The sequence below is a fragment of the Enterobacter sp. HK-058-C-ECC genome (genome assembly GCF_047531125.1).
In the GTDB taxonomy this organism is placed as follows: domain Bacteria; phylum Pseudomonadota; class Gammaproteobacteria; order Enterobacterales; family Enterobacteriaceae; genus Enterobacter; species Enterobacter quasiroggenkampii.
On sequence record NZ_JBLKCH010000008.1, the window covers coordinates 152,852 to 179,385 of the forward strand.

Consider the following 26,534-nt stretch of genomic DNA (forward strand, 5'->3'; position numbering starts at 1 on the left):
ATTTCAGGTATACAATCGCGGCAATTCACGATTAAGGACAAAAGCTATGACTAAGCATTATGACTACATCGCCATCGGCGGCGGCAGCGGCGGCATCGCCTCCATCAACCGCGCGGCCATGTACGGCCAGAAGTGCGCGCTGATTGAAGCCAAAGCGCTGGGCGGCACCTGTGTGAACGTGGGTTGTGTACCGAAGAAGGTCATGTGGCATGCGGCGCAAATCCGTGAAGCTATCCACATGTATGGCCCGGACTACGGCTTTGACACCACCATCAACCACTTCGACTGGGACAAGCTGATCGCCAGCCGTACCGCCTACATCGACCGTATTCATACCTCCTACGACAACGTGTTGGGCAAAAATAACGTCGACGTTATCCACGGTTTCGCTCGCTTCGTTGATGCGAAAACGATCGAAGTAAACGGTGAGACGATCACCGCCGATCACATCCTGATCGCTACCGGTGGTCGTCCAAGCCACCCGAACATCCCGGGCGTGGAATACGGCATCGACTCCGACGGTTTCTTCGAACTGCCTGCCCTGCCAAAACGCGTTGCCGTGGTGGGCGCGGGTTACATCGCGGTGGAGCTGGCTGGCGTGATTAACGGTCTGGGTGCCGAAGCGCACCTGTTCGTGCGTAAACACGCGCCGCTGCGCAGCTTCGATCCGCTGATTGTTGATACGCTGGTTGAAGTGATGAACACCGAAGGTCCAACCCTGCATACCAACGCCGTGCCAAAAGCGGTCGTAAAAAATGCAGACGGCAGCCTGACGCTGGAACTGGAAGATGGCCGCAGCCAGACCGTCGATTGCCTGATCTGGGCGATTGGCCGTGAACCGGCGAACGATAACTTCAACCTGGGCGTGACCGGCGTGAAAACCGACGAAAAAGGCTATATCGTCGTCGATAAATTCCAGAACACCAGCGTACCGGGCATTTACGCGGTCGGCGACAATACCGGTGCGGTTGAGCTGACCCCGGTGGCCGTTGCGGCGGGTCGTCGTCTTTCCGAGCGCCTGTTTAACAACAAGCCGGACGAGCATCTCGACTACAGCAACATCCCGACCGTGGTCTTCAGCCACCCGCCAATCGGCACCGTCGGCTTAACCGAGCCGCAGGCGCGCGAGCAGTATGGCGACGACCAGGTGAAAGTGTATAAATCGGCCTTCACCGCGATGTATACCGCCGTCACCTCGCACCGTCAGCCGTGCCGCATGAAGCTGGTCTGCGTCGGTCCGGACGAGAAGATTGTCGGTATCCACGGCATCGGCTTCGGCATGGACGAGATCCTGCAGGGCTTCGCCGTGGCGCTGAAGATGGGCGCAACGAAGAAAGATTTCGATAACACCGTGGCAATCCACCCAACGGCGGCGGAAGAGTTTGTGACCATGCGTTAAGGGCTTTTCGCAGGAAAGCACGTCATCAAAACTGGCCTTTGCGGGCCAGTTTTTTTATATGGCTCGATAATTTAAAGACAAAGCCTCATCATCCCGGCGAATATAAAATCATCATCACGCTAAAAAGGAATTGAGATGAAAGCGCTTATCGGGTTGACCCTGCTTCTTTTTTGCTTTGCTGCCTCCTCATCTGATCAAATCACCTTCTGGGATACCCCTCAGCACGGTGGAAACAGCTTTAACCGCCTGCCGCCCACACAGGAATACTATGATGCGCTGCGTGGCTATGGCGCGACGTGGGTTCGCCTCTCTTATGATAAATGGAAACCTGCCGGGAGAGATTTTCTTCTCGGCAATGCCGACGGCTACCGTGGGCTCGAGGCCGCAGACCTCGCGACGCTCAAAGCCTCCATCAGGAAAGCCCACGCGGCCGGGCTACAGGTCGTTATTGCCCCACTCTCTTTACCCGGCATGCGCTGGGCGCAAAATAACAATAACCAGTTTGATGACCGCATCTGGCAGGACAAAAAATACTGGCAGGAAGCCGCTCAGTTCTGGCGTGATTTGGCCCAGGCCCTGAAGGACGAACCGGGCATTGCGGCCTGGAACCTGGTCAATGAACCCGCGCCTGAAAAAAGAGGCAACATTAGCGAGCAGGCGTCGCCAGAGGCGTTAAAAACCTGGTATCAGCAGCAGCAAAGCACGGCGCGTAACCTTCCCGCTATCTACAATCAGATTATTGCCGCCATCCGCGAGGTCGATGCCACCACACCGATTATGGTCGATGGAGGCTGGTACGCCTCCGCACGTGGTTTTTCTGGCTGGCCGTCCGCGCTTGAGGATAAGCGGGTACTCTACAGCTTCCACATGTACGAGCCCTATGATTTCACCAGCGCGCCAAATGCACGCCGCAAAGTGCCGTTCGACTATCCCGGCATGGTCACGTTCGGCGGTAAAAAGGTGAAATGGGACGCTACGGCCATAGAGAAATGGATGAACGCACCCTTTGACTGGGCGAAACAGCACGGTATTCCGGCCAACCGGGTTGTCGCGGGAGAGTTTGGCTGCGTTCGCACGCTGCAGGGCTGCAGGCAGTGGCTTAATGATGTCCTGACCGTCCTCGACAAACATCATGCACACTGGGCATTTTATGCGTTTCGTGAAGATGCCTGGGACGCCATGGACTATGAGCTGGGGAAAAAACCGGTGCCGTGGGCCTACTGGAAAGCCATTGAGGATAACGCCCCTGATACGCTCAAGCGCCATTCTACCGAGGAATTTGAACCGATTGCTAAGCGGCTAAAACAAGGCCTTTGATCCGGCAGGCTCCCCTCTTGTTCAGTAGCCTCTCCTGGAGAGGCTACTGTTAACATACATAAATCGTTGCAAAACGAATGCTCCGAAAATAGTGATCTACCGCACATATTCCTCCCCCTCTACCGAAGCGAATGTCTACGCTTATAAGACGCCCGGATAAACCTGTCTTTTGAACACACAACCGGAGGTCCCTATCACCATGTTCAACCAGAAACTACAGGCTACCGAGAACATCGAATTCGAGATTGCAGAAGAGCTGCGCTACGAGACCGATCCCTGCGAGTTGAAACTGGATGAAATGATTGAGGCGGAGCCGGAACCCGAAATGATCGAGGGGCTACCCGCCTCCGATGCGTTGACGCCCGCAGACCGCTATCTTGAACTGTTCGAGCATGTGCAGTCGACGCGGCTGTTTGCGGACAGCAAAACCTTCCCCGACTGCGCGCCGAAAATGGATCCGCTGGATATCCTGATCCGCTACCGCAAGGTCAGACGCCACCGGGACTTCGACCTGCGCCAGTTTGTGGAGAACCACTTCTGGATGCCGGAAACGTTCGGCACCGAGTATGTCTCCGACCCGGGCCTCTCCCTCAAGGAGCACATTGATAACCTGTGGCCGGTGCTGACGCGCGAGCCGCAGGATCATATTCCCTGGTCTTCCCTGCTGGCGCTGCCGCAGGCCTATATCGTTCCCGGCGGACGATTCAGCGAGACCTACTACTGGGATTCCTATTTCTCCATGCTGGGGCTGGCGGAGAGCGGTCGTAACGACCTGCTGAAGTGCATGGCGGACAACTTCGCCTGGCTGATTGAACGCTACGGGCACATCCCCAACGGCAACCGTACCTATTATCTCAGCCGCTCCCAGCCGCCGGTCTTTGCTCTGATGGTAGAGCTGTTTGAGGAGGACGGCGTGCGCGGTGCGAAACGCTATCTGGATCACCTCAAAATGGAGTACGCCTTCTGGATGGACGGCGCGGAGTCGCTGCTGCTTAACCAGGCTTACCGCAGCGCCGTGCGCATGCCGGACGGTTCATTGCTCAACCGCTACTGGGATGACCGTGATACCCCGCGCGACGAATCGTGGATTGAGGACGTAGAAACCGCGCGCCACTCGGGGCGACCGCCAAACGAGGTCTATCGCGACCTGCGGGCGGGGGCGGCGTCCGGCTGGGACTATTCGTCCCGCTGGCTGCGCGATCCGTCGCGGCTCGCCAGCATCCGCACAACGCAGTTTATCCCCATCGACCTGAACGCCTTCCTGTTCAAGCTGGAAAGCGCCATTGCCAACATCTCGGCGTCGAAAGGAGACAAAGAGACGGCCGACCTGTTCCGCCAGAAAGCCAGCGATCGTCGCGAGGCGGTGAACCGCTATCTGTGGGACGAGGAGAGCGGCTGTTACCGCGATTACGACTGGCGACGTGAAGAGCTGGCACTGTTTTCTGCCGCCAGCATCGTGCCGCTTTATGTCGGCATGGCGACCCATGAGCAGGCTGAGCGCCTGTCGGATGCGGTTAAGGCGCGACTGCTCACGCCGGGCGGGATTCTGGCGACCGAGTATGAAACCGGCGAGCAGTGGGATAAACCCAACGGCTGGGCGCCGCTGCAGTGGATGGCGATTCAGGGGTTCAAGCAGTATGGCAACGACTCGCTGGGGGATGAGATCGCCTGGAGCTGGCTGCATACGGTGAACCATTTTTATCAGACGCACCATAAGCTGATTGAGAAGTACCACATCGCCAGCAGCACGCCGCGCGAAGGTGGCGGGGGTGAGTATCCGCTGCAGGACGGTTTTGGCTGGACAAACGGCGTGGTGCGGCGGCTGATTGGGTTGTATGGGGAGCCTTAAGCAGGGTGCGGTCTGGTGCCCTCACCCCGGCCCTCTCCCACTGGGAGAGGGAGAACAACTTAGCGGATCACCTCATAAATGGCGCTCTGAATAGACTGCCATTTTTTGGTGGTGGCATCCGGCTGTGACTTCGCACGGCGCGTGGCCATGTCGAGATCGTGCTGCTGGCGTTTCACCACCGCAGGCACGGTGCAGAAAGCTTTGAGGTACTCTTTACGTACCGAGGTCAGAGACTCGCCGTTCGACATCGCGTGGCTGAGCGTGTTGATGAAGCGCCGACACGGCTTCTCCTCCACCATGTTTTGCCGGTAGCGTAACATCAGCTCCAACACGTCGTCATAGCCTGCCGACATCGCCTCTTCGGTCCAGGACAGCTTCCAGTCCATACCGCCCTGCAAAAAGAGCTGGGTCACGCGGGTGTCATTGCGGTTAATGGCCGAGCGGAAATTATTCTCGTCCCAGGTCACTCCCATCCGCGTGAGCGTTTCGCGCGAGGAAGGCGTTTCACGCATTTCCTGTGGTGGTGCCGCTTCAGCCGCGCTGACGGCCGCAGGCTGCGGTTTACTGCTGGTCACCAGCCAGAATCCCCCGGCCACGATGGCAATCACCATAACGCCAACTGCCCCCCATAACGCACCGGAAATGAGCTGCTCGCGTTGTTCGGGGGTGCGCGGCGCGCGCTGGGTCGGCTTTTCAATGGTGTCGCGGACTTCAAACAGATCCCCGCCGGTGACCCGATCCATTTTCTGCGCCTTTTCCCAGAAGGTATGCAGTTCGCTGGCATCTACCGCCATGAATCCCGCCGGATTGACGCGCGTTCTCCCCTCTTCAAACGCGCGTTGAACGGGCCGCGCGATCTGCGCGTAGTAGTTATCCAGCAGCTGAATTTGCGCCGAGCTCAGCGTTTTCTGAACGGTGATGTTGTTGCGAATTTGCCGAATGTCATCGAGGAAGGTTTGCAGCGTTTTACGCGGTTCAACCAGCAGCGTCAGCATGGACGGATCGCTGAACAGCGAAGCGTAATAGCGGCTGAACTCCTTTTTATCCACCAGCATCTGAGCCAGCTCGCTGAACATCATGCCGCTCAGCACATCGTTGATCTCGCCCAGCTTCAGCCAGCGCCGTACGCGATCGGCGTTAAACAAAGTCTTGAGATGGTTGTTCAGCTTGACCTGATCGGGCCAGGCCTGCTGGATGAGCCCTTTTATCATCAGCTCTATCGCCCGCACCTGCTTGTGCGCCTGCTGCTGCTGGAGTTCGCTGCCCGGAGACAGCTCTGTGCTGTAGGTCAACAGCGGCTGCTGCAGGCGAAGGTGCTCCAGCGCGGTGACAAACCGCATCGCCGCAATCAGCTGGTTTTCACTCACATCCTGTCCGCTTTCATACTGCGGCACGCGCTGCTGCAGCAGGCGCAGCTGGAGCGTAAATTCCGACATCTCGGCATCATTCAGGTTGAGTTTTTTCGCCACGGCTCCCCAGCCGCCCAGGGCTAATCGCGCGCTGTCCAGTTGTTCCAGAAACCAGCGTGGATCTTTGCCCTCAGATGCATGTACATTCAGAAGAAGCAAAATTTCCACCGACGCATGGCGAATGACCGCCAGACAGTGTTCGAACTGTTCGCGAATATGATGTGATGTGCTGAGAGTCATTGTTTTCCTTAAGCGACAACGAAGACATCCGGAATGGGCACGAGACGGCCTTTTTTCTTTTTATTTATACGCGGTTAACCATACCTGACTTTCTGTTGAAATAAAGTGACAACCCTAAAATCATTTAAAAAGTGTCAGGAGAATCTGAATGCCCGTTTTAATTACCCCTCGCCTGAACTGCTCACCTTTGCAGGAAGAAGACTGGCCCTTTTTTCTGGCGTTACAGCAACATCCCGACGTCATGCGCTTTGTGGCGGAAAACCGCCCCGTCGCAGTTATTCGCGAGGCGTTCGATGCCCGTCTGACGCCCTGGACGCCAGGCAGCGCGCACTGGCTTTGCCTCGTCGTGCGTGACGCCGCCTCCCGGGCCCCGCTGGGCGTCACCGGGTATATTCATCGGGAGGCGGATTGTGCCGAAGTGGGTTTCCTTTTCGCCCCCGAGGCGCAGGGAAAAGGCTACGGCTTCGAATCCCTGCAGGCTCTTTGCCGCTATGCCTTTGAAGAAGGCGGTATACGCCGACTTACCGCCACCGTCACGGCGGGCAATATCGCCTCACGACGCCTGCTGGAAAAAGTCCGCTTTCGCCTGGAGGGCGAATTACGCGAGAGCTATTTCCTTGCGGGGCATTGGCATAATGACTGGTTATTTGGTTTATTGCGGCATGAATATCTGAATAACAAGGCGTGATCAACAGCCATTTGGCGGATATTTCTCGTAAGCCGTTTCCTCTACAGTGTCGCCATTAAGAGGAAACGAATATGAAAGAGCATGGGCTGAAAATATCATCTGCCGCCATCGCGTTAATAAAAAAACATCAGGGTCTTTCTCTGGAAAAATATCGTGACGAAAACGGATTATGGGTTATCGGCTATGGCCACGTTATCCGTGACCAGGAACATTTTCACGGTCCTGTCACACCGCTGGAGGCAGACCATTTGCTGCATGAAGATATACGGCTGTGTGAGACGCTGCTGCGGGAAAATCTGACACGTCCATTAACCCAACAGCAGCATGATGCGCTGGTCATGATGATATTCAGTTTCGGAGAGATAACGTCGCTCCCCGACGCGCTTATTCAGGCCGTCGCCCGGGTATAGTACATGGCTGCCTGCGTTCTGTTTTTCACGTCCAGCCGCCGGAAAAGTGCCTCAAGGTGCGCTTTTACCGTGGCCGCACTGATGTTGAGATTGCGGCCAATCTCTTTATTTGACTCCCCCGCCGCCAGCAGTTTCAACACTTCGCGCTGGCGCTCGCTTAAGGATAATAACGCCTGAGGCGACGTCGGCTCTCGGACCCACTCTCCGGGAAAGCAGACCATCCCTCGGGATACCGAATCCAGCACGGCGGAAAACCGTTCGGGACTGGCATTGCGGGGAATAATGGCCATGACGTTTCGCTGTCGCAGTTGCTCCACCCATCTGGCCTCTTTTTTCGCCAAAACCAGAATCACGCGTATCGCCGGAAAGCGATGCACGATCGCTTCCAGCAAAGCGCTCCCTTCGTCCTGAATTAAATTCCCATCAATCATGACGATAGCTGACGGCGAAGCAGAAGCCTGAGCCCATAAATCTTGTGCCTGACAGGTCCCTGTTATAGTTATTTCCGGGATTAGCGCCTGAAGACTGTGTATCGCTCCGTGAATAAAGAGTGACTGCCTGTCAAACATGATTACTCGCATCGTTTTTTCCCCTCTGAGAATAGCGAAGGGGGATTCTACAGAGGCGCTATTTAAGAAAAAACTCAACGAATGGAGCCGTTACAAATCCCCCGTGTTCTTTATATCTGTCAGTATCTGGACACATTCGTCTTAAGGATTTCCTTAAGCGCAGATATCACAGGAACATGCCGCCTGAGACTTCAATACGTTGCGCAGTCATCCAGCCCAGTTTGTCGCTGAGCAGTGCCGCAATAGCATCGCCAATATCGTCCGGCAGCCCCACCCGTCCCAGCGCCGTCTGGGATGCCAGCATCTGGTTCAGCTCCGCGTTGTCGCGCACGCGTCCGCCGCCAAAGTCGGTTTCGATCGCGCCAGGCGCAATGATATTGACGGAAATACCGCGCGCCCCCAGCTCTTTCGCCTGATAACGCGTCAGCACCTCCATCGCCCCCTTCATCGCCGCGTAGGTTCCCGAGCCCGGCTGGGTAAAACGGGCCAGTCCGCTGGAGACGTTAAGGATCCGTCCGCCGTCGTTAAGCAACGGCAGCAGGCGCTGGGTCAGGAAGAAAGGTCCTTTGAAATGAATGTTCAGCGCCTCATCAAACTGAGCTTCCGTCGTGTCGGTGTAGGGCGCATATAAACCCGTTCCGGCATTGTTCAATAAATAGTCAAAGGTTTCACGCTGCCAGACGGTTCGGAGGGTTTCCTGAAGCTGTCGGGCAAAATAATCAAAACTTGTGACTTCCTCGACGTTAAGCTGTATTGCCGCCGCGTTAACGCCTTTTTCCTGAATTTCATGCACAACCGCCAGCGCTTCCTGCTGGCTACGATTGTAGGTCAGCACAATTCCCGTGCCGTCTGCCGCCAGCTTTAAGGCCGCGTTTTTACCCAAACCACGGCTACCACCCGTCACTAATGCGATACGTTCAGTCATCATAAACCTCGTTTTGGCTGTTATGGAGATTGAGTAAGAGCTTATTAGGTGATAGAAGATCAATAAAGGTGGGTTAAAACGCTTCACTGTTTCATCGGAAACAACAATGAGCTTCATCTATGGATAAAATTCACGCAATGCAGCTTTTTGTCCGCGTCGCGGAACTGGAGAGTTTTTCCCGCGCGGCAGAAACTTTAACGCTGCCAAAAGGCAGCGTGTCACGGCAGATTCAGGCCCTCGAAAACCGGCTTGGCACCCAGCTATTGCACCGCACCACGCGTCGCGTCAGCCTCACGCAGGACGGCATGGTCTATTACGAACGGGCAAAAGATCTGCTGGCGAACCTTGATGAGCTCGACGGGATGTTTCAGCACGATCCCTCCAGCATCAGCGGACGGCTTCGCGTGGATATGCCCGTCGCCGTTGCTCGAAATTTAGTCATCCCCAAACTCCCTGCGTTTCTGCAGCATTATCCGGGCATTGAGCTGGAACTCAGCAGCAGCGATCGTCTGGTGGATGTGATCCGCGAAGGGTTTGATTGCGTGGTACGCGTCGGCACGCTGAAGGATTCAGGGCTTATCGCCCGACCGTTGGGCAAGCTGTCGGTGATTAACTGCGCCAGTCCGGACTATCTGGCGCGGTTTGGCTACCCGGACACGCTGGACGATTTAGGCTCGCACGCCGTCATTCACTACACCGCTATGCTGGGAACTCGCCCGCAGGGCTTTGAGTTTTATAACGGCAGTGCGACGCAGTGGATAAAAACAGGCGGGGTATTGACCGTTAACAGCACCGAAACCTACCAGGCGGCCTGCCTCGCCGGGCTGGGCATCATTCAGGTTCCACGGGTTGGGGTACGAGATTTGCTGCGCGCGAAGAAGCTGGTTGAGATCCTCCCGCAATACCGGGCCGAACCGATGCCTGTTTCCCTGATTTATCCCCACCGGCGCAACCTCTCCCGCCGGGTACATCTGTTCATGGAGTGGCTGACCGAACTCACAAAAGCTTACGTGGACTAGTCGCAAGCTATAATTCAATAACATCCAGCCAAACGAAAAGGAAAAGTCGCGTGACGCCGGAAAACAACCCGCAACGACCCACCCAACATTTAGAGTATGAGCCCGTCAAAAAGATGGAAACCGGGCCTGAAGAGACCAGGTCCCCTGGTACCGCCAGCAAAGCGCTGGGGACCGTCACCGGCATTGTCGCCAGAATTCAGCAGTTTCCCATGATTGCGCATCTGATACGCGCGACCGAACGCTTTAATGACCGCATGGGAAACCAGTTTGGTGCCGCCATCACCTATTTTTCCTTCCTGTCGATGATCCCGATCCTGATGGTGTCGTTTGCGGCGGCCGGTTTTGTGCTCGCCTCGCACCCGACGCTGCTGCAGGATATCTTTAATAAGATCCTGAATAACGTCAGTGACCCAACCCTTGCCAGCACGCTCAAAAGCACCATCAATACCGCCGTGCAGCAGCGTACCACCGTCGGTATCGTCGGCTTACTGATTGCCCTTTACTCCGGCGTTAACTGGATGGGCAACCTGCGCGAGGCCATTCGCGCCCAGTCGCGCGACGTCTGGGAGCGTAAGCCACAGGACCAGGAGAAAATCTGGGTTAAGTATCTCCGTGATTTTGTTTCGCTGATTGGCCTGCTCGTCGCGCTCATCGTGACGCTTTCCATTACCTCCGTGGCGGGCTCGGCGCAGCAGATGATCATCTCCGCGCTCTATCTTGATTACATCGAATGGCTGAAGCCCGCCTGGCGCAGCATTGGGCTGGCGATTTCTATCTTCGCCAACTATCTGCTGTTCTTCTGGATCTTCTGGCGCTTGCCCCGTCATCGTCCGCGCAAGAAGGCGCTGATCCGCGGCACGTTGATCGCAGCGATCGGCTTTGAGGTGATCAAAATCGTGATGACCTACACCCTGCCGTCACTGGTGAAATCCCCTTCCGGCGCGGCGTTCGGCTCGGTACTGGGGTTAATGGCGTTCTTCTATTTCTTCGCACGTTTAACCCTGTTCTGCGCAGCATGGATTGCCACTGCCGAGTACAAAGACGACCCGAGAATGCCGGGTAAAACACACCGGTAACGCCACTCCCGGGCTGAAATTTCAGCCCGATTCATCATTTCAGCATATAAATCCAGTCCGTAACTTTTATTTAACCGAAAACCAGTTTTATTGACTGATATTTAAAATCTGTGAAGCATTTCATAGACGTGTTTTGGCTGGCCTGAAAATTATCCGCTTTTTGTTGCTTTTATCACCAGGTCGCGGCTTTGTTACAGATTGAAATGTCGCTTTTGCTGTGCGTAATATGGCCTTTCGTTCGACAAAAATAAGAAAATATTATGCAAGCAACCGCCACCACACTCGACTCAGAAACGGAAAACGTTCCGGTAAATTCGCGCAATAAAGTTGTCGTCGCCTCGCTGATTGGCACCGCCATCGAGTTCTTCGACTTTTATATTTACGCCACCGCGGCGGTCATCGTCTTCCCGCATATTTTCTTCCCGCAGGGCGATCCGACGGCGGCCACGCTACAGTCCCTGGCGACCTTTGCTATCGCGTTTGTTGCGCGTCCGATTGGCTCCGCGCTGTTTGGACACTTTGGCGATCGCATTGGGCGTAAAGTGACGCTGGTGGCCTCGCTGCTGACGATGGGGATCTCCACCGTGGCCATCGGCCTGCTGCCGACGTATGAGACCATCGGCATTCTGGCGCCGGTCCTGCTGGCGCTGGCGCGTTTTGGTCAGGGTCTGGGCCTGGGTGGTGAATGGGGTGGCGCGGCGCTGCTGGCCACCGAGAACGCCCCGGCGCGCAAGCGCGCGCTGTACGGTTCTTTCCCGCAGCTTGGCGCACCGATTGGCTTCTTCTTTGCCAACGGGACGTTCCTGCTGCTCTCCTGGCTGCTGACGGATGAACAGTTCATGAGCTGGGGCTGGCGTATCCCGTTTGTCTTCTCAGCCGTGCTGGTGCTGATTGGCCTGTACGTGCGTGTTTCTCTGCATGAGACCCCGGTTTTCGCGAAAGTGGCCGCGGCGAACAAGCAGGTGAAAGTGCCGCTGGGCACGCTGCTGACCAAACACGTGCGCGTGACCGTGCTGGGCACGTTTATCATGCTCGCCACCTACACGCTGTTCTACATCATGACCGTTTACTCCATGACCTTCAGTACCGCCGCCGCGCCGGTTGGGCTGGGTCTGCCGCGTAACGAAGTGCTGTGGATGCTGATGATGGCGGTGATCGGGTTTGGCGTGATGGTTCCGATTGCGGGGCTGCTGGCGGATAAGTTCGGTCGTCGCGCGAGCATGATTACCATCACCACGCTGATCATTCTGTTTGCTCTGTTCGTCTTCCCGCCGCTGCTGGGTTCAGGCAGCCCGGCGCTGGTGATGGCCTATCTGCTGATTGGCCTGAGCCTGATGGGGTTGACCTTCGGCCCGATGGGTGCGCTGCTGCCAGAGCTGTTCCCAACGGAAGTGCGTTATACCGGCGCGTCGTTCTCCTATAACGTCTCGTCTATTCTGGGTGCCTCCGTAGCGCCGTATATCGCCACCTGGCTGCAGGCAAACTATGGTCTGTTCTATGTGGGCGTCTATCTGGCGGCCATGGCGGCGCTGACGCTGATTGCGCTGCTGCTGACGCACGAGACGAAGCACCAGGCTCTGTAAGCTAATGCCGGGTGGCGGCTACGCCTTACCCGGCCTACGATTCAAATGTAGGCCGGGTAAGCGCAGCGCCACCCGGCAATAACAGGCCGCACCTTACTTCTTCATCTGTGACAAAATGGTCCGGCACTGATTCGCCTCGCCCTCTGACGGCGATATTAACGCCAGCAGCGCTGCGGCTGGGGTAACCAGCGTCGCAAGCGCCGCAGCCACCGCACCACGCGCAATCAACGGTCCGGGCTTCACGCCCGCCTGCGGATTTTTGAAGGTCCCGCGCACGTACAGCGGCGAGCGCAGCGTGATAATACGGATCCCCTTACTCTCCGGGTCAATCGTCAGATCAAGCTGCTCGGAGGCCATGCTGGCGGTTCCGGTCACGTTAATTACCGCGTTTTCCGTGTCGAAGGCAAAAATCTGCGGACGCGCCACGCCGTTCACCAGATCCAGATTGGCCGCCGCACAGTTCACCCGTACCTCATCATCCCCGAAGATTTGCCCGATGATGTAGTTCCCGACGTTCAGCCCCAGGATCTCCATCAGGTTGCGGCTCACCAGCCCGTCGTTCATCAGCAGCTTCAGGTTGCCATTACCGCTGCCCAGCAGCGCCGCCACGGAGTTACCCACGCCGCGAATGTCGGCATCGCCGTTCATCTCGCCGAGGGTTTTCTGCATCAGTTCGACGTTCGGCATCAGCGCTTTCAGCTTAAGCCTGCGCGCCTGAATCTCCGCCCGACCCTGCATCGGCTTTTTATCGCCTTCCAGGTGAATGTTTGAGGAAATCGTCCCGCCTGCCATGCCAAACTTCAGCGGCTGCAGGCGCAGGTCGGCGTTTTTGAGGATGATATGCGTCGAGAGATCGCTCAGCGGCAACGTGCTGCCATGCTCAATTTTACGCCCTTTGAAGCGGACGTCCGCATCCATCACGTTCCACTTATCGGTTTCAAAGCGATCGTAAGGCAGCACTTTTCCCGCAGGCTGAATGTCCTTTTTCACCTCTTTTGATTTTGTGCCTTTGCCGGAATCCACGCCGATCAGCGGGCCGAGATCGGCCAGACGCAGCTGTCGGGACTCAACGTCCCCTTCCAGCTTCGGCCTCGGTTTTCCGGTGGTGTAGGTCAGCGAGCCGTGGATATCACTGTCGCCGATGCGGCCGTTAAAATCACGGTAGTCAAAAACAGACGCTTTTTCGGTATCGATTTTGGCGACCAGATGCCCGTCCGTTTCGAACGGCGGCGTATCCGGCAGCAGCACGCCGGTCAGCTCATACAGCTCGCCCAGCGAATCACCGGCAAATTTAAGCTGAAGATCGACGCCGCCCATGTTCATCGGGTCGTTGACCGTCCCCACAAACGCCACGCGGGTGTTACCGGAGCGGAAGTCCGCCTGCACCGGGAACGGCGTGCCTTCGCTCCGGAGCGCCAGCATGCCGCCTATTTTCCCTTTACCGCTGAGCGGCTGGTCGTTGTAGCGTCCTTTTGCCGTCAGGCCGAAGACATAGTCGCCCACGCTTGCCGTGTCACCTTTGGCTTTCGTCCCCGTGACCTCGCTAAACGGCAGCGGCTTGCCCAGCGGATCGACCATGATCTCCACGTCGGCCTTGCTGACTTTGTCGTCGATGGCGATCCGCCCGCGATCGAAGAGAATATTGTCGAGACGGAATGACCAGGAAGAAGGCTGGGCGTTCGGATCCTTTTCGCCGTCGCTGGCAAGGTTAAAGGTCCAGTTGTTATTTTTTTCTGAGAGGCGGATCAGGCGCGCGTCGGGCTGTTGAAGTTTGATCCACGGCAGATAAACAGTTTTGGTGAACAGCGCGAGCGGGGCCAGCGTGGCCTCAACGCGCGGCAGGTGGATCATGGTGACCGCCGGGATATCCGGCGGGTTACCGAGAATGATGTCGTCGGCGTGGACGTGTGGCCACGGGATCCAGCTTCGCCAGCCGGGCTCCTCTTTCTGACGCTCCCACACAACCCCTAAATCACCGCGTATGGCGAAGGGGCGGTTCAGTTCGGTTGAGACTTTCTGGTTGATGGTCGGCTTAAGACGGTTCCAGTCAAACGTCGCGATAATGATGGCGACGACCACGATCAACAACAAGAAAATCCCTGCTGTCCAGGAGATTACCCTGGTTGTTCTTGTCATTTTTATCCCCTTTCCTGATGACCTGTCCTGTAAAACTATAGTCCAGACAAAGGGAAGCGGGCTTATCAGAGGGTAGTTATCACGCTATCGAGGCGATCCATGGGTACCGGACGGGAGAGGAAATAGCCTTGCGCCGCCGCGGCAGGCGAGCTTTGCACATCACGCCACTCTTCCAGCGTTTCCACACCTTCAACAATCACGCCCTGGCAATAGCGGTTCATCAGCTGCAATAGCAGCGTAAACAGGTTCCGCCCTTCCGGGGTCTGACGCAGCATAATGAACAGATCGCGGGCCACTTTAATGTAGTCGTAACGCACTTCACTCAGGGCCGAAAAGTTCGCCATGCCGGTGCCAAAGTCATCCAGCCACAGCGGGCCGTATTCGCATATGGAGGCAAACGAGGAGTCCTGCGGCAGGCGGACATGCTCCACCAGCTCAAAACGCACCCACGGCAGGGTGGCAATCAGCTCCTGCAATTTCGCGTTCTGACGCAGCGCCAGCAGAGTGGGACCATCAACATTCACGGAGGCGAGGATATCGTGCTGTTCGAAAAAGGGCTGCTTCGTTGCCAGCATATGGAGCTGCTCTTCCAGCACGTCCAGACGCTGGCGAACGGCAACTTCGGCAAAATAGCGATCCGGTGCGATGCGCTGGGTAGGGTTTGAGGGGTGCGTTACGACGGTCAAAATTTCAATGGCCATCAGTCGACCGTCTGTTCGGTATATCGGCTGATAAGTGTACGCACGCTCACATTGCAGCCAGTAGCGATGCTCCTGCAAGTTCTCAATACTTGCCTCAGGCGTGGTGCTCAGCCGCTGGATAACCTGCTCTGACTTCATTTCAGATGTCCTGTTGTTGGGATGGCCTTTCTGGACTCGTCACAGGATTATCGGCGCGACAATTGAGAACTTTATGTTCAATTCACCGGGAAAATGAAATTAAGATGACAGAAATGCGCAGGAACACGCGTTGGCTCAAATAAAATAATGGAACGTTGTTTTAATATAGTTGACCGGTTAATTCACTCAGCGCACACTGCTGTTAATTCTTCTGTTCAGGTTCACGATTATGTCTAAAAAAATTGCCGTGATTGGCGAATGCATGATTGAGCTGTCACAAAAAGGCGCGGAAGTGAGCCGCGGATTTGGTGGCGATACGTTAAACACGTCGGTTTATATTGCCCGTCAGGTTGCGCCTGAGGCGCTCACCGTGAACTATGTTACCGCTCTGGGCACGGACAGCTTCAGCCAGCAAATGCTGGAGGCCTGGCAGAGTGAACAGGTTGAAACATCGCTGATTCAGCGTATGGAAAACCGCCTCCCGGGGCTTTATTACATCGAAACCGACAGCACCGGCGAACGCACGTTTTATTACTGGCGTAACGAAGCTGCGGCCAAATTCTGGCTGGAGAGCGAGGCCGCCGAGGCCATCTGCCAGGAGCTGGCGACCTTCGACTATCTCTATCTGAGCGGGATCAGCCTGGCTATCCTCAGCCCGGCCAGCCGTGAAAAGCTGCTCTCGCTGCTGCGCACGTGTCGTGCCAACGGCGGTAAGGTTATTTTCGATAACAACTACCGCCCGCGCCTGTGGTCCAGCCGTGAAGAGACGCAGCAGGTCTATCAGCAGATGCTGCAATGCACCGACATCGCCTTCCTGACGCTCGACGATGAAGACGCCCTGTGGGGTGAGAAACCGGTAGAAGACGTGATTGCACGTACGCAGGCGGCTGGCGTGCGTGAAGTGGTGATTAAGCGCGGTGCGGATTCATGCCTGGTCGCGATTGCGGGTGAAGCAGTGGTTGAGGTCCCGGCGGTGAAGCTGGCCAAAGAGAAAGTGATTGATACCACGGCGGCGGGTGATTCATTCAGCGCGGGCTATCTGGCGGTACGCCTGACGGGTGGAACACCGGAAGCCGCGGCACAGCGTGGGCACCTGACGGCCAGCACCGTCATTCAGTATCGCGGGGCGATTATTCCGCGCGAAGCGATGCCTGTTTAAGCCCTCACCTTAACCCTCTCCCACAGGGAGAGGGAATGTTTCCCCATTACTGCCCTTGCGGGATATCCGTCGCGTCCTGATGTAAATCATCAGCCGTCGCGGACTGCGTCGGCTGCGGCGCGGTAGCCATGATGGAATCCCAGGTCGTCTGAAGTTCCTTCATGTCATACTCCGGCTCGCCCTTCGGTTGCAGGAGAATCAACGCCATCTCCTGCGACAGTTGCTGACGGAGCTCCTGGTTAAGCATATCGACGGTCAGACCGCTCAGGAAGTCCTGACGAAGCTTCTGGTACTGTTCCGGCGCAATGTCCACCACCTGGTTCTGCAGGGAGCGAATACGCTGGCTGATCAGAATGTCGGTATCGGCGCGCGCGTAGGTCGCGAACAGCTTCTGCAGCTCGAGTTTTTTCTGCGCCACAAGCGCGTTGAACTCCTCTTCAGAGAGCCCCTCTTTCCGCACTTTTGCCAGCTCTTTCGCCACGACGCCCAGATTGGCATTCAGCTTATCGCCCGGCGATTCAACGTTAATGGCGCATTGCGCACGCTGGAACAGCACGCGGCAGTCAAAGCCAAGGCCGATATTCTTCACGTTGTTCTTACTGAGCGTCTGCTGAACGTGCCAGAACAGCGCTTCACGTGCCAGGTCGGCACGCCAGTAGCGCAACAGCGCTGCGGACTCACGGATGGGCTGCCAGGCGTTATCCCACATCACGGAGAGTCGGTCCTGACGCACGGTGTCCGTCATAATGCTGACAGGCTCTGCGCGCAGCGGGGAGAGTGTTGGAACAGGGGCAGGCGATTCACGCTTGCCTTTCAGATCGCCAAACGCTTTGTTGATCTGCTCTACCACCGCGCGGCTGTCCACGTTACCCACCACGATCAGCGTCATCGCGTCCGGGGTGTACCATTTCTGATAGAACGTTTTCACCTGCTCAGCATCCACCGGCTGTTTCAGCGGTTCGGCCGGGTCATGTCCCAGTAACGTCGAGCCTTTCAGGCGGTAACGCCACCAGCCCTCTTTGGTATCTCCAGGCCAGGTCGCCACCATGTCGCTGTTGCTCAACGCATAGTTGACGGTATCCGGCGTAATCGCCAGATTGCCAGAGGCATCGGAGAGATACGTCAGGGCTTCTTTAAGCAGATCGTTGCGGTTATTAGGCAGGCTCAGGTTAAACATGGTGTAGTCATACGAGACCACCGCCGGCGGGAGTGGGCGTTTTGGATCGATGGCCTGTTGCCAGAGCGAACGCACCTGAACCGCTTGCAGGCTGCCGCTCTGAGTGAGCGCCAGCCGGGGAATAAAGTGGCTGAAACCGGTTTGCTGGGTGCTTTCCGTGAGGGAACCGGTATTAACAGACAGACGGATTTCAATACGGTCACTGGGACGTTGCGGCGTGGCTAACACCTGCCACTGAAAACCGTTCGCTAATGTCCCTTGTTGCCAGGCCGGGTCTGGCTGGAGCGCATCTGCCTGCACATAACTGGCTGCTGCCATCATCAGCAAACCGCCGGTTAAGAGTCGAATTTTTGTGCCCTGCATGTGAACCCCTGATCAACATTCCTGGTTAAAAAAGAGTGCCTCGCGACGCGCTTCACTCTTAAAGATGACGATGAAAACACGTCGATTAGACCGCGCGTTCGGCAAAACGTCACGGTCCGAAGTGAAATATACCCAAAAAAAATCTTGTCGAATTATGACAGGTATGAACAGTTATTATGCGCAGGAGCCCGCATCCCCACAAGGGAATACGGGCATTTGTGACAAGATTAAGAGGATAAGCCAGGATTTTTGCTGTCAGTTGAACGATTATTCAGAGTATCGTCGAGCTTTTTGTGATCCAGCTCTTTCACCCATTTCGCCACCACCACCGTTGCCACGCCGTTACCCACCAGGTTGGTTAGCGCACGGGCCTCAGACATGAAGCGGTCAATCCCCAGAATCAACGCCAGACCCGCCACCGGCAGATGACCCACAGCAGAAATGGTGGCGGCCAGCACGATAAAGCCGCTGCCCGTCACGCCTGCCGCGCCTTTAGAGGAGAGCAGGAGCACCACCAGCAGGGTAATCTGATGGAAAATATCCATATGGCTGTTGGTCGCCTGCGCGATAAACACCGCCGCCATCGTCAGGTATATCGAGGTGCCATCCAGGTTGAAGGAGTAGCCCGTCGGGATCACCAGCCCGACCACCGATTTGCGACACCCGAGTTTCTCCATCTTATCGAGCATGCGCGGCAGCGCCGATTCTGACGAGGAGGTTCCCAGAACAATCAGCAGCTCTTCGCGGATGTAACGGATAAATTTGAAGATGCTGAAACCGGTCGCACGGGCGATGGAGCCCAGCACCACCACCACGAAAAGAATACAGGTGATATAGAAGCAGATAATCAGCTGACCCAACTGGACCAGCGTACCAACGCCATACTTACCGATGGTGAAGGCCATCGCACCGAAGGCACCGATGGGCGCCAGGCGCATGATCATATTGATGATGCCGAAGATGACCTGCGAGAAGCTTTCGATCACGTTAAAGATAAGCTGACCTTTGCTGCCCAGACGGTGCAGGGCAAAGCCAAACATCACGGCGAACAGCAGCACCTGGAGGATGTTTCCGCTGGCGAACGCGCCTATGACGCTGCCAGGAATGACGTCCAGCAGGAAGGCGACCACGCCCTGATCCTTCGCCTGCTCGGCATAGACCGCAACCGCTTTGGCATCCAGCGTCGCCGGATCGACGTTCATCCCCGCGCCTGGCTGCACCACGTTGACGATGATCAGACCGATAATCAGCGCAAGGGTACTGACCACTTCAAAATAGAGAAGCGCCACTGCACCGGTACGACCGACCGCCTTCATGCTTTCCATGCCAGCGATGCCCGTGACGACCGTACAGAAGATCACCGGCGCGATGACCATTTTAATGAGCTTAACGAACGCGTCGCCAAGCGGTTTCATTTGCGCGCCCAGTTCAGGGTAATAGTGACCCAGCAGAATACCGATGGCGATGGCTGTCAGGACCTGGAAATAAAGACTTTTGAAGAGTGAGGTTTTCATAAGGTGTCCTTGGGAAGAAAAACCACAGGCTTTGTAAGGTTATGGTTAACCTGCGGCTTTAAAATAACACCCACATAACAGGACAGAAATAAACTCAGTTCAAATTTGAAACACAAATGTTAAGAACTTTGAGCTGGCTCGCACAAGCCAGCAACAAAATTACGCTTTTGCGTGGTGATCGGCGCCAGAAAGGTATCGTTCTTCAAAGACATCCGAAGGGACTGCAGGGGCAAACAGGAAGCCTTGCCCGCTCTCCACGCCCGCCTCTGCCAGCCAGGCGCGTTGCGCGTCGGTTTCAATCCCCTCGGCAATAAGGTGCAGGTTGAGGCTGCGCGCCATCTGGATAATCGCCTGCACCATGCTGCTGTCGCCCGGCAGTCCGTCGACAAACGCTTTGTCAATTTTGAGCACATCTACCGGAAGGGTCTTCATGTGCTGAAGCTGACGCAGCCCGGCGTACCCCATGCCAAAATCGTCCAGGGCAATGCGAATACCGGCATTACGCAGCGGCTTGAGAATCGCGACCGCCTCATTGGGATCGTCGATGCGTCGGCTCTCCGTCACTTCCAGGGTTAACGTATCAGGTTTGATGCGGTAACGATGGATCAGCTCCAGCATCTCTGAAACCATGGTCGGGTGCATAAGCTGCAGGGCAGACAGGTTGACCGACAGCGGCAGCGTCACGCCACGCTCCTGCCAGGCGGCAAGCTGACGGCAGCACTCCTCCAGCACCCAGTAGCCGACGGTAACCATCAGGCCACAGGACTCGATGCGCTCAATCAGCCCTTCCGGCAGCTCCCATGAGCCATCCGGCTGCTGCAGACGCAGCAGGGCCTCGGCGCTTTTCACCTCTCCCGTCTGCAGGTCCACCTGTGGCTGCAGCCAGAGGGCAAACTGGCGGTTATCCAGCGCGGTCAGGATGTCGCTCTCTTCCGTCAGGCGCTGCTGCGCCTTTTCCATCTGCGCCGGGTCGAAGAACTGGATCTGGTTTTTGCCTTTGCGCCGAGCGGTAAAGGCCGCCGAGAAGGCGCGGCGATAAAGCTGTTCCGCGGTCAGATCGCCATAGAACATGGCAATCCCGATACTGGCGCTCGGGCGAAGCTGGATACCCTGAATCGGCAGCCGCTCATTAATGACAGTGAGTACTTGCTGACCTAACGTAATCGCATGCCAGGGTTCTTTTACGCCGTTGGCAATCACCACCAGGTCGTAACCGCTGACCTGAGTCAGCACCATGCGCGGGGCGAGGACAGATTTGATCTTTTCCACCAGGGTGAGCAGCAGCATTTCGCGCTGGCTCTCCTGAAGCACGCCAGCCGTGTCCTGCAGGGTTTCGCAGGCAATGACCATCAGCGCGGTGGTTTGCTGGCGCTCAACGGTTTGCTCCAGCATCGCCATCAGGAAGGCTTTATTGGGGAGCTCCGATACCGGAAAACGGGTGGCGCTACTGTTCAGTTCATCCTGCTGACGCTGGATGCGCTGCTGGTTGAGGTTATAGCTGCGCACCAGCATGCCGATCTCATCGTCATGATGCAGACGCGGCAGCTCAAGCTGGTGTCCCATCTGATCCTGCGGGGCGAGCGTGTTCAGCTCGCGGGCGATACGGCGCAGGGGATGGACAATCAGCCGGTTGATGCACCAGGTGAGCGCCACGCTGAGAATAAGCGTCATAAGTAAGCAAGTGGTCACTAACGTAACCACCCAACTCATGACGAATTTATACATGCGGTAGGAGTCTGCCTGTAACACCAGGTAGGCCAGCGGCTGCGGATTCGCAGGGCGTTCAAGCGAATAGACGGGAAGCGAAATTTGCACCGGCAGTTCAAACAGGCGCATCACCATCATCGGGACGGGACGTTCCGGGATAAAGCTCATCCGCAGCGCCTGAAACTGGTTGGGGAGCACGACGTCCGCCCGGCTCACAACACCAGCCGGCTGAATGCGTTTCAATATGGTTTCCGCCTCGGGGATATCCCCTTTCAGGATAGAGGCTGACAGCGGGCCGCGTACCGAGCGGGCGATACTTTCTAATTGCGAAGCCGTGTTATAGCGATTCTGCTGTACGGAATGAAACAGCAAAATGACGCAGAAGAGCAGGACAAACAGCATGGTGACGGCAGAGACCATCGCCATCTGTTTGATTGTTAAGGAACGGCTGACACGCAAAATGACTCTCCACAAAACTCGACGCGCAGGGCGCGCCAGGGTGTAAACCTGGCGCGCCTGAGTATACCCGATTGCCGCGCTATTAAGAGAGACTTACAAATGGATTAAGGAAAATCCGATTACCAGTCCGCGTAAGGGATAAGCGGCTGCGGCGGTAAGTCCATATCGCCCTGCCAGCCTGCAGCAGAGTAGCGCACATAAATCAGCGCGTGGCTTGGGGTATAGTCTTTCGCTTGCTGGATATCCACGCCCATGCCCACAAACCAGTTGGACGTGACCCGCCGCTCGATTATGGCCCGTGCGGTATAACCCGTACCGGAAGAACTGCTGCCGGTTTCCATCGCGCCCCGGTCGGTATAGCGGTCTGGCTCATCGGTCGGGATCAGATTCTGAATCGGGTAGCGCAGCTCGTCTTTGGTTTTGGAGTGGGACCAGGAGACCGAGCCCCCCAGCTCCCAGGACCAGTTTTCCGTGCGCTTACGCCATGTCACCGGCAAGGCGAAGGAGACATACTCCTGCGGGCTGTAATAGCCGCCCTGGCCCAGGGTATAACCGCTCAGGTCTTTGTCGTAGTGCCAGAGCATGTTGGAGACGCCGACCGTCAGGCGCTCGTTGTTTTTATTAATGAGCTTGTAGTAGTAACCCGTCATCCAGCGGACGCGCCAGTTATCCTCCACATTTTTACCCGTCAGCGTTTCCGCGTTCAGGCTTGACCAGACGCCGTTCGCTTCCCCTTTGTCATAGCTCATACTTACGCCGCCACCGGTGGCGCGTACGCCGCCCCAGGTGGTGCCGGTATTGGTATCTTTTTGCCCGCCGAAGGCCAGCAGAGAGCTGGAGATTGGCCGACGATGGGCGTTAACGGTATAACCGATGGGCCCCAGATCGCTGCTGTAGCTGATACCGCCCACCACGTCGACGACGTCAAAGCCCATTGGCGTGGTGCCAATATCCATCGCCCAGGTTTTATTCTGCCAGCCGACGGCAACGCTCGCGCCATTGTCTGACTGATGGGTGTTCCCGCTACACGGTGTTTCGTAGCAGGTTCCCCATTTAGGATCGTAAGTCCCGTTCCTGGTATCGAATGACCCGGCATCCATATTGACCAGATCGCTTCTGAAGAACATGCGCCCATCAGAGAGCGGCGCATCCACCTGCAGCATGGTGGTATGCGCTTTCAGATCGGAATAACCGCCCGTACCGCTGGAGCCCCAGTAATCGTGCTGCAGCGTGACGTTAACATCCTGCTGACGGTACAACTCACCGGCATCACTGCGCACGCCGCGCTTCAGCCAGTCGTCTTTTTCATCGTTACGCGTCAGACGAGTGAAACTGTCGTTGTCAGCCGGACGCGTCGTGGTGATACCCGTCGATACCATCGCATCTTTGTAGGTTTCCAGCGCCTGCTGAGGCTGGCCGTTCTGCGCCTGGAAACGTGCGGCATCACGCAGCACCAGCGCGTTTTCCATGGAGCCAGGCTGCGATTTAGCCTGCGGAATAATTTTATTGAAGGTCTGCTCTGCGGCAGCGGCATCGCCCAGACCCGCCTGCGCCATCGCGATGCGGCGCTGCATATTGAGCGACAGCGGCTGGCCGTTTTGCGCGGCGGGCAGCTTCGCCAGCTCCGCGCGCGCGGCATCTTTGTTACCCTGCGCGCTGTAAATCTCGGTCAGACCGAGGAGCGCGTCTTCATTCTGCGGCTCACGCTGCAGGACGGCGTAGTACGTCGTTTTCGCCGAGTCAAGATCGCCACGCTGCTGTGCCCAGTCCGCCAGCGTGAGGTCGATACGGGTGGAGGTCGGCTGCTGGCGAAGAAGATTCTCTGCGTCCTGCTCTTTGCCGCTGTCGCGCAGGCGGTTGGCGGTTTCCAGCACCTGGTTGCTTTGCAGGCGGTCGGCAAGCTCCTGAATATTGCCGTTCCACTGGCTGCGCGGCAGCGTCTCCAGATGCGCCAGCGCGGCCCGGTCCTGATTGTTTCCGGAAAGGTAGAGCCCGTTAGCATAAACCTGATCCGGGTCGGACGGTTTCTGGTGGGCAAGCTGACGCATCAGGGTGTCCGCCTGGCTGCGCTGACCCGCGCTGTAGAGATCGCGCGAAAGACGATAGGTTATCCACACGTCGCCGGGAGAGAGCGCCAGACGACGACGCTGAATGTCTGCTGCCTGCGCGTATTTCCCCTGGTTCTCAAGCTGTTCGGCCTGGGCGGAGAGCTGTTCGTTGGTCAGGCTACGTTCAATGTCGTCTATGCTACGGCGCTGGCTGGCGGAGAGAGACTGGATAAACTGCGAAGCCTTCTCCGGCGACTGCGCGCGGTAAATATTGGCCAGGCCGCGAACCGCATTGCTGTTGCCGCTGTCCATCCGCAGCGCCTGGCGATAGTAACGCTCCGCCGCGTCGTTATCTTTACGCGCCGCGGCGGCGTCGCCGAGCCCCAGCACGGCATAGCTGTCGGTATTGTCGATATTGCGTGCCTGCTGATAGTAACGCTCTGCCTGCGCCGGGTTATTCGCCTTCAGCGCCGCATCGCCCTGCTGGATCAGCAGCCAGTAGCGGTTAACCTTCAGAAGACTGTCCCATTTACCCCGGTTATCGCTCTGGGGATCGAGGGCAATCGCCTTTTCAAACTGTGCCACCGCGCGGGCGCGGTCGCCCTTCTGGGAATACGCCTGTCCAAGGGCGCCCACCGCTTCGCTGTCAGCATGGTTGGCGCTGACGGCTTTTTGCAGCTCCGCCACCGCCTTACTTCCCTGCCCGGCATCCACCGCTGCCAGCCCTTCGGCTTTCGCGCGGAACGCCGGATCGGCGAGCTGTTTTTGCTGCGCTTCAAGCTGGGCACGCGCCGCTGCGACGCTATCCCCGTCGCTGAATACGCTCAGGTATTTTTGCAGCGCGCTGACGCTGGCGCTGCTGGCAGGCTGGTCTTTGATTTGGTCATACCACATATCAGACGCCTGGCTGCGGCCATTGGTGGATTTGGCCATCTCCTGCAATACCGCAAAGGCTTCATCACGACGTCCGCTCTGGAACAGAAGCTGGGACAGCGTCGCTTGCAGCTGCGTATTTCCGGGACTGCTGCTGTTTATTTTCTTGAGCTGGTTAATGGCCGCGCCGCGGCGAGCAGGATCTTTTGCCACGACGTTCCAGTATTCCGTCGCCACGTCGCCACTCGGCGGGTTGCCGTCAAACAGCTTGTCATAGGCGGCAATCGCCTCCTGCGTGTGCCCCGTAGTGGCGAGCAGTCGCGCCTGCTGGAGCTGCTGGCGGCCATCCGGAGTAGAAAGCAGCATCGTGTTGCGTGATGACTGGTACGCACTCGAACCCGGCGCAATCCCTTTCAGACGATCCAGCTCTTTTTGCGCGCCGGCGTTATCGCCCTGACGCAGCAGGTAGCGAAAGCGTGCGGCAATCACGTCAGGGTTGTTCGGGTCAATCAGCTCAAGGCGATAGAGCGACTGACGAACCAAATCCTCACGCTGTGTCGATTCGCCCAGCCTCACCTGCTCCAGCAGCTGTTTTTGCTGCGGAGAGTTAACGGCCTGGGCCCACGGCATAAGCGCCAGGCCAAGCGATAAACTGAGTAGATTTACTGTGAACTTGCGCATTCCTGGCCCCAATCCGGTATTAATTCACCTTTTGCGGTGAAGCGAAAACGATGCTGATCCCATCCTTGCCCAAAAAGAGTCAGCACGTAGCTGTAATAGGCATTGTTATCGGGAAAATGGTCCGCAACGCGCTGGCGCTGAATCGCCTGGGCATCACGTTGTTGTAAAAACGGCAGCATAGCGGCAGAGAACCCGACCGGGCCGTCGCCGGTGCGTTTCCCCGTCGCCACATCCACTTTCTCCGGCGGCACACCCCGTTTCATGGTCTTTGCCGCCATCGGCTGGAAGCGCGTCAGCAACCGGGCTTTCTGAGGATCGTTATCACTCATCATGCCCACCCAGAGATACACGCGGATGGCGTCGTAGCCGCCCACCAGCGCTTTCTCCTGCTGTAACCGCCAGCCTCTGTTTTTCTGATACTGCACCCAGTCCGGCGAAAAGCCTTTCGGCGCACTCTCCAGCAGCAGGCGCAGATTGGTTTCACGAAGCTGGGGCCACGGGGAGCCAAAGCGCGTGAAATAAGCCGCTAGCTGCGGTGGAAGATAGCTGGGGTTAAAGCGCCAGGCGTGTTCATCGGCAAAGCCGACTTTGCCGGGAAGCAGCATTGCGCCAAGCCCCGGGACTTTCACCACCTCCTCGCTGACAATGCGTTTCAGCAGCGCTTTACCCATGCGGGTATAGTCCGGATGCTTCCACAGCCGACCCGCTTCGAGCAGTGACCAGGCGATCCAGACATCGGCGTCAGAGGCGGAGTTGGTATCAATCACCGCCCACGTCTCTTTATCTTTCTGCCCCCATAGCCAGGCAGGCAGATGGTCGTTGAGATCGCCGCTGGCAAGATTATCGCGCGTCCACGTCAGCAGCTGGTCAAAGGCCTGGCGATCGTTCGCCGCCAGGGCAAAGAACAGGGCGTAGCTTTGCCCTTCCGAGGTCGTAATTTTGCGCGTGTCACTGGGGTCAATGACACGCCCGCCCTCACTGATGTAGTCCTTTTTAAACTGCTCCCAGGCAGGCCAGGTACAGGCGGCGCGAAGAGGAAGCGCCGCCAGCATCACCGCTGCTAATACACACCAGCGAAAGGCTTTCATCACATC

Annotated in this window: 19 protein-coding genes; 9 read left to right on the forward strand and 10 right to left on the reverse strand. The window is 57.0% G+C overall.

The genetic code is table 11. The features are described from left to right. Positions 1-46: 46 nt before the first annotated feature. From gorA to ACMWJS_RS16635, 3 genes are all read left to right on the forward strand, one after another. Positions 47-1,399 (forward strand): glutathione-disulfide reductase, encoded by a 1,353-nt coding sequence (gorA, locus tag ACMWJS_RS16625; protein ID WP_008503120.1) that lies wholly within the window; start codon positions 47-49, stop codon positions 1,397-1,399. Positions 1,400-1,534: 135 nt separating this feature from the next. Then, a complete protein-coding gene (locus ACMWJS_RS16630; protein WP_414747325.1) occupies positions 1,535-2,716 on the forward strand; it encodes a glycoside hydrolase family 5 protein in 1,182 nt (393 codons plus the stop codon). A 199-nt stretch (positions 2,717-2,915) separates the two neighbouring features. Continuing rightward, entirely contained in the window at positions 2,916-4,565 is a 1,650-nt protein-coding gene (locus tag ACMWJS_RS16635) for an alpha,alpha-trehalase (RefSeq protein WP_024908843.1), read from the forward strand. A 59-nt stretch (positions 4,566-4,624) separates the two neighbouring features. Here ACMWJS_RS16635 and ACMWJS_RS16640 read toward each other — a convergent pair whose 3' ends face one another. Beyond that, complete coding sequence (locus ACMWJS_RS16640; protein WP_045909052.1) at positions 4,625-6,214, reverse strand: STY4199 family HEPN domain-containing protein; 1,590 nt, start codon at positions 6,212-6,214, stop codon at positions 4,625-4,627. Positions 6,215-6,362: 148 nt separating this feature from the next. Between ACMWJS_RS16640 and ACMWJS_RS16645 the strand changes: the two genes are divergently transcribed. Then, positions 6,363-6,902 (forward strand): GNAT family N-acetyltransferase, encoded by a 540-nt coding sequence (locus ACMWJS_RS16645; protein ID WP_063622767.1) that lies wholly within the window; start codon positions 6,363-6,365, stop codon positions 6,900-6,902. 71 nt (positions 6,903-6,973) lie between these two features. Further along, entirely contained in the window at positions 6,974-7,312 is a 339-nt protein-coding gene (locus ACMWJS_RS16650; protein WP_048027789.1) for a lysozyme, read from the forward strand. Here ACMWJS_RS16650 and ACMWJS_RS16655 read toward each other — a convergent pair. Together ACMWJS_RS16655 and ACMWJS_RS16660 are read right to left on the reverse strand one after the other, a co-directional pair. After that, positions 7,291-7,893 (reverse strand): response regulator transcription factor, encoded by a 603-nt coding sequence (locus tag ACMWJS_RS16655; protein ID WP_048226297.1) that lies wholly within the window; start codon positions 7,891-7,893, stop codon positions 7,291-7,293. The two genes, ACMWJS_RS16650 and ACMWJS_RS16655, sit on opposite strands and share 22 nt — an antisense overlap. 154 nt (positions 7,894-8,047) lie before the next feature. After that, on the reverse strand, positions 8,048-8,806 hold the full coding sequence (locus ACMWJS_RS16660; RefSeq protein WP_414747332.1) for an SDR family NAD(P)-dependent oxidoreductase: 759 nt from the start codon (positions 8,804-8,806) through the stop codon (positions 8,048-8,050). Between the two features lie 119 nt (positions 8,807-8,925). Between ACMWJS_RS16660 and ACMWJS_RS16665 the strand changes: the two genes are divergently transcribed. From ACMWJS_RS16665 to ACMWJS_RS16675, 3 genes are all read left to right on the forward strand, one after another. Further along, positions 8,926-9,825, forward strand: coding sequence for a LysR family transcriptional regulator (locus tag ACMWJS_RS16665; protein WP_045909057.1), 900 nt, complete (start codon positions 8,926-8,928; stop codon positions 9,823-9,825). Positions 9,826-9,875: 50 nt separating this feature from the next. Beyond that, positions 9,876-10,901, forward strand: a complete 1,026-nt coding sequence (gene yhjD / locus ACMWJS_RS16670; RefSeq protein ID WP_262766589.1) for an inner membrane protein YhjD — start codon at positions 9,876-9,878, stop codon at positions 10,899-10,901. A gap of 260 nt (positions 10,902-11,161) precedes the next feature. Then, on the forward strand, positions 11,162-12,484 hold the full coding sequence (locus ACMWJS_RS16675) for an MFS transporter (RefSeq protein ID WP_023617091.1): 1,323 nt from the start codon (positions 11,162-11,164) through the stop codon (positions 12,482-12,484). A gap of 93 nt (positions 12,485-12,577) precedes the next feature. On the opposite strand, the gene ACMWJS_RS16680 is transcribed toward ACMWJS_RS16675, so the two are convergent. Together ACMWJS_RS16680 and pdeH are read right to left on the reverse strand one after the other, a co-directional pair. Further along, positions 12,578-14,620: an AsmA family protein gene (locus ACMWJS_RS16680; protein ID WP_414747326.1), complete on the reverse strand. Its 2,043-nt coding sequence runs from the start codon at positions 14,618-14,620 to the stop codon at positions 12,578-12,580. A gap of 65 nt (positions 14,621-14,685) precedes the next feature. Beyond that, complete coding sequence (gene pdeH, locus ACMWJS_RS16685; RefSeq protein ID WP_045909060.1) at positions 14,686-15,459, reverse strand: cyclic-guanylate-specific phosphodiesterase; 774 nt, start codon at positions 15,457-15,459, stop codon at positions 14,686-14,688. A gap of 229 nt (positions 15,460-15,688) precedes the next feature. Between pdeH and ACMWJS_RS16690 the strand changes: the two genes are divergently transcribed. After that, positions 15,689-16,618: a sugar kinase gene (locus ACMWJS_RS16690; protein WP_414747327.1), complete on the forward strand. Its 930-nt coding sequence runs from the start codon at positions 15,689-15,691 to the stop codon at positions 16,616-16,618. Between the two features lie 46 nt (positions 16,619-16,664). On the opposite strand, the gene ACMWJS_RS16695 is transcribed toward ACMWJS_RS16690, so the two are convergent. The 5 genes from ACMWJS_RS16695 to bcsZ all read right to left on the reverse strand — a co-directional run bounded on the left by ACMWJS_RS16695 (position 16,665) and on the right by bcsZ (position 26,528). Beyond that, entirely contained in the window at positions 16,665-18,158 is a 1,494-nt protein-coding gene (locus ACMWJS_RS16695; RefSeq protein ID WP_048027805.1) for a M16 family metallopeptidase, read from the reverse strand. A 227-nt stretch (positions 18,159-18,385) separates the two neighbouring features. Further along, entirely contained in the window at positions 18,386-19,672 is a 1,287-nt protein-coding gene (locus ACMWJS_RS16700) for a dicarboxylate/amino acid:cation symporter (protein WP_045909063.1), read from the reverse strand. Between the two features lie 159 nt (positions 19,673-19,831). After that, positions 19,832-21,838 (reverse strand): biofilm formation regulator HmsP, encoded by a 2,007-nt coding sequence (hmsP, locus tag ACMWJS_RS16705; protein ID WP_048027807.1) that lies wholly within the window; start codon positions 21,836-21,838, stop codon positions 19,832-19,834. Between the two features lie 119 nt (positions 21,839-21,957). After that, positions 21,958-25,440, reverse strand: a complete 3,483-nt coding sequence (bcsC, locus tag ACMWJS_RS16710) for a cellulose synthase complex outer membrane protein BcsC (RefSeq protein ID WP_414747328.1) — start codon at positions 25,438-25,440, stop codon at positions 21,958-21,960. Further along, a complete protein-coding gene (gene bcsZ / locus ACMWJS_RS16715; protein ID WP_414747333.1) occupies positions 25,422-26,528 on the reverse strand; it encodes a cellulose synthase complex periplasmic endoglucanase BcsZ in 1,107 nt (368 codons plus the stop codon). Before bcsZ ends, bcsC begins: the two co-directional genes overlap by 19 nt. Positions 26,529-26,534: the final 6 nt, after the last annotated feature.

What these genes read in the sequence shown, in the direction of transcription:
- gorA (WP_008503120.1), top strand. Translation starts at nt 47, where the DNA reads ATGACTAAGCATTATGACTACATCGCCATCGGCGGCGGCAGCGGCGGC.
- ACMWJS_RS16630 (WP_414747325.1), top strand. Translation starts at nt 1,535, where the DNA reads ATGAAAGCGCTTATCGGGTTGACCCTGCTTCTTTTTTGCTTTGCTGCC.
- ACMWJS_RS16635 (WP_024908843.1), top strand. Translation starts at nt 2,916, where the DNA reads ATGTTCAACCAGAAACTACAGGCTACCGAGAACATCGAATTCGAGATT.
- ACMWJS_RS16640 (WP_045909052.1), bottom strand. Translation starts at nt 6,214, where the DNA reads ATGACTCTCAGCACATCACATCATATTCGCGAACAGTTCGAACACTGT.
- ACMWJS_RS16645 (WP_063622767.1), top strand. Translation starts at nt 6,363, where the DNA reads ATGCCCGTTTTAATTACCCCTCGCCTGAACTGCTCACCTTTGCAGGAA.
- ACMWJS_RS16650 (WP_048027789.1), top strand. Translation starts at nt 6,974, where the DNA reads ATGAAAGAGCATGGGCTGAAAATATCATCTGCCGCCATCGCGTTAATA.
- ACMWJS_RS16655 (WP_048226297.1), bottom strand. Translation starts at nt 7,893, where the DNA reads ATGCGAGTAATCATGTTTGACAGGCAGTCACTCTTTATTCACGGAGCG.
- ACMWJS_RS16660 (WP_414747332.1), bottom strand. Translation starts at nt 8,806, where the DNA reads ATGACTGAACGTATCGCATTAGTGACGGGTGGTAGCCGTGGTTTGGGT.
- ACMWJS_RS16665 (WP_045909057.1), top strand. Translation starts at nt 8,926, where the DNA reads ATGGATAAAATTCACGCAATGCAGCTTTTTGTCCGCGTCGCGGAACTG.
- ACMWJS_RS16675 (WP_023617091.1), top strand. Translation starts at nt 11,162, where the DNA reads ATGCAAGCAACCGCCACCACACTCGACTCAGAAACGGAAAACGTTCCG.
- ACMWJS_RS16680 (WP_414747326.1), bottom strand. Translation starts at nt 14,620, where the DNA reads ATGACAAGAACAACCAGGGTAATCTCCTGGACAGCAGGGATTTTCTTG.
- pdeH (WP_045909060.1), bottom strand. Translation starts at nt 15,459, where the DNA reads ATGAAGTCAGAGCAGGTTATCCAGCGGCTGAGCACCACGCCTGAGGCA.
- ACMWJS_RS16690 (WP_414747327.1), top strand. Translation starts at nt 15,689, where the DNA reads ATGTCTAAAAAAATTGCCGTGATTGGCGAATGCATGATTGAGCTGTCA.
- ACMWJS_RS16695 (WP_048027805.1), bottom strand. Translation starts at nt 18,158, where the DNA reads ATGCAGGGCACAAAAATTCGACTCTTAACCGGCGGTTTGCTGATGATG.
- ACMWJS_RS16700 (WP_045909063.1), bottom strand. Translation starts at nt 19,672, where the DNA reads ATGAAAACCTCACTCTTCAAAAGTCTTTATTTCCAGGTCCTGACAGCC.
- bcsC (WP_414747328.1), bottom strand. Translation starts at nt 25,440, where the DNA reads ATGCGCAAGTTCACAGTAAATCTACTCAGTTTATCGCTTGGCCTGGCG.
- bcsZ (WP_414747333.1), bottom strand. Translation starts at nt 26,528, where the DNA reads ATGAAAGCCTTTCGCTGGTGTGTATTAGCAGCGGTGATGCTGGCGGCG.